The following is a 2,456-nucleotide window of genomic DNA, read 5'->3' as shown; positions in this document are numbered from 1 at the left end:
AACTTCAAATGGTTACAGCTGGCAAATTTCAAATTGCTGAATTTGCCGTCACGGAGTCAGGTATAAGGCAACTTTTTTGAGAGTTACGGAAAGTTCGTACTCAAACAGTTCGACGTCTTTAATTCGTGAAGTTGCGAGGGTAAGGTCATCTGTGATTTCCTTTGCAATTATAACCCCACGTACTGACTGGCCTGAATCCATCTGATGTTTCTCGATCCATGCCATGTAACGAAGAAGTTGCCCAATCACTCTGTCGTAGCCACGAGATACTTTAAGCTCAATGACTACGTAGTTGTTGTTTTTATCAACTGCAAGAATGTCAATAAATCTGCCACCCGCAGGATACTCAATACCTGTAATACCTTCTTCCTCATAAAGTCGAAGGCCATGTTCGATTAGTTGTAAGTTTTTGGAAAGAAAGCTCTGTAAATCTTTTTCATATGCGAATTCTGAGGCCTTTTCTTCAGCTGTTGTCTCCTCGGTCGAGCTTTCAGTGTCGTCATCTTTGGACGTTGGAAGCTGGCCTTTATATATAGGCGCAGGATCATTCGCTGGATCGTAAAGGCGGTATCGGTTGGGATCAATTCGGAAAAACAAGTCGTCTTCTCCGTTTGGATTCGCTTTGTAGTGTATCCGAACGGGCAAGTTGGTGGACATTTTGGAAAGGTGCGCCTGAATGGTGCCTTCTTTTATTTTAGGATAATATTGCTGAAACCACTGAAAGACTTTTTCGCGTTGGAGAACTTCTCCAAGTTTGAGCTGAAAAACTTCAACCATATCTTTCATCAAAAGTCTCACTGGCTTATCATACATTGGTGACATTATTTTTCTCCTGTCTCAATTCTTTCCCACCCAACGGTTCGGCAGTTGACCCGCCAGCCCAGTCTTTTCGGGCGGGCGGCGTCTAACTGTCTGGTTATACCTTTTCACCAGATGAAATAATCATCTGATTCAAGAACGTTTCGTTCGGCACATATTTTCTTCCAAATTGCCTGTTGTTCTTCTGTGAAAAAATACCCCTGATAGGCAAATATCGAATTTTTATCACTCCCAAGGTTATATTTGAGCCGCCACGTTTTTGCTTTAATGCAAAGCGTTGTCCCCTCACCAGCTTTGCTTAAAGTCTGCCGCCTCAAACCCAGAAAGGACCGAAAGTGCCAAAATTCGATTTCGTCCCATGTTGCACAGTGTAAGGGACTGATAGTAAATCCAATATCTGTAACTATCAGAGGATTTTTTCGCTCGTTTCCACATACAGCAAGGTAATGCCCTAGAAAAAGAGCTGAAGTAGCCAATAATAGGCTTCCTCCCCAAACCAACGCAGGAACACTTGGTTGCAGCTTGAATGGGATTATAACTAAAACCAACGCAAAGCTCGAAAACACGGCATAGACAAGACTTCTCTGCCAGCCAGACATAGGCTTAAAACGAGAAGGCACAACTAATAGATGTGTTCCAGATATTATGCGCTCGTGAATTTCGGGTCTTTTTCTCATGTTTTGTTTTCTTGGTATAACGGCTGAGAGCTGACCGGCAGCTTTTGTTTCTGGGCCGGTCCAGCGCTTTGTTGAATTTGAATTTTATACGAACGCCCTTCCGGCTCTGACTCACTAGCTTGCTGATTGTCCACTAATGGCGTCAATTCGCTCTTGATGACGATTTATTCTTGCTTCTATGAATGATATTTCACGTCTGTGATAGATGATGCCTACCGTGACCATACAAGAGTACCAAATAGCTCTTTTTGCATCTTTCTTAAACAATTCAGTAGGAGTAAGCCATTCACCTTGATATTCGGACTTGGAGTTGTTTAGGGTGAATGAATTGAATTTCGTGACGAACTCGGAAAGCTCTTTTGGACTTAGTCCGTTAACGAATGGTTGAAGGCCAAAGTTTACATTGCTTACGTTGTGTACAAGCTTGTTCCTCAACTCTGATAATGAGCTTATAAATCTACGATCTTGTTTGTCCAGTAGGTCAAGTGCCTTAACAAAAGCAATCTTGCCACTGCTCTTATTGCTTAATTCGAGAAATGAAAAGACTGGGAGAAGTTCATCCTTGTGAAGTGCCTTGCAGAGGAGATGTGCGACGGCAGCTTCCAAAAGAGCATGTGCCTTAATTATAAAGGACCAGTCGTCTTCATTTCTGGACTTTAGAGTAAAAGCCTTCCCTTCCCCCCGTCGAGGTGGGGGATGGAGCAGCACTTTGATTTTCAAGAAGGCCAGAAACTACGCGGCCCTATCAGGTTCGGTATGATATTCATCCTCGATTGACCATTTTCGTGGTCCGAATTTGCCGGACTTCTGGTGCCACATGGCCCGAATGTTGGCATGGCCAAAAATCCTTTGCAGCCCCTGTCGGACTCTGCCAGCGGTAATGGGCTGTTTCTGACGCCACGGAGCAACGGAAGCCAGAAGTTTCACTTTCGCGTCATCAAGGAGCACCAGCAACTGGGG

Annotated in this window: 2 protein-coding genes; both read right to left on the bottom strand. The window is 44.0% G+C overall.

Annotated features, from left to right (window positions below):
• Positions 1 to 48 precede the first annotated feature (48 nt).
• Entirely contained in the window at positions 49 to 822 is a 774-nt protein-coding gene (locus JN12_RS20290; protein WP_145026358.1) for an endonuclease NucS domain-containing protein, read from the bottom strand.
• A gap of 104 nt (positions 823 to 926) precedes the next feature.
• On the bottom strand, positions 927 to 1,496 hold the full coding sequence (locus JN12_RS20285; protein WP_145026355.1) for a hypothetical protein: 570 nt from the start codon (positions 1,494 to 1,496) through the stop codon (positions 927 to 929).
• Between the last annotated feature and the right edge of the window lie 960 nt (positions 1,497 to 2,456).

It is taken from the genome of Geobacter argillaceus (genome assembly GCF_007830735.1).
GTDB classification, from domain to species: Bacteria; Desulfobacterota; Desulfuromonadia; order Geobacterales; family DSM-12255; genus Geomobilibacter; species Geomobilibacter argillaceus.
This window is presented reverse-complemented; position numbering and strand designations above follow the sequence as displayed.

What these genes read in the sequence shown, in the direction of transcription:
- JN12_RS20285 (WP_145026355.1), bottom strand. Translation starts at nt 1,496, where the DNA reads ATGAGAAAAAGACCCGAAATTCACGAGCGCATAATATCTGGAACACAT.
- JN12_RS20290 (WP_145026358.1), bottom strand. Translation starts at nt 822, where the DNA reads ATGTCACCAATGTATGATAAGCCAGTGAGACTTTTGATGAAAGATATG.